The 531-nt window shown below is 34.1% G+C and carries 1 protein-coding gene; it reads left to right on the forward strand.

What is annotated here, in order from left to right:
* Nucleotides 1-504: helix-turn-helix domain-containing protein (locus tag CJF42_RS26355; RefSeq protein ID WP_095369412.1), on the forward strand; the 504-nt coding region annotated here is incomplete at its 5' end.
* Nucleotides 505-531 lie beyond the last annotated feature (27 nt).

The raw sequence follows: 531 nt of genomic DNA on the forward strand, positions 1-531 counted from the left end.
ATGAAATATATTTCCCAAAAACAACTTCAAGAGAAGATGAAATCAATAGACTTTAAATCTCTTATCGCCAAAGAAACTAATGGTAGAATGCGTATTCGCTTGTTAGCTCTCTCACACATCAAAGATGGTGCAGACCGAACACAAGCCGCTATATATTTAAAGCTCAGTCGTAAAGCTGTAAATGATTGGGCTAAAAAATTCTATGCAAACGGACTTGATGGACTAAAAGAACAACCCCGAACAGGGCGGCCTTGCTATTTGACCACAGAGCAACTTACAAAATTCAAAGAATATGTAACACAAAATAGCATCAAGCCAAATGGTGGTCGCCTTACAGGTAAATCACTTGTCTATTATATTCAAGAAGAATTTGATGTAACATATTGTTTAGATAATATTTATAGATTATTAAATTCATTGAATTTTTCTTGGATAACCAGTCGTTCGAAACACCCTAAACAATCACAAGAAATTCAAGACGATTTTAAAAAAATTCAAAACTGAAATGATCCCTGAGGATCATGATAGATC

This window comes from Pseudoalteromonas sp. NBT06-2 (assembly GCF_002276045.1).
GTDB lineage: Bacteria > Pseudomonadota > Gammaproteobacteria > Enterobacterales > Alteromonadaceae > Pseudoalteromonas.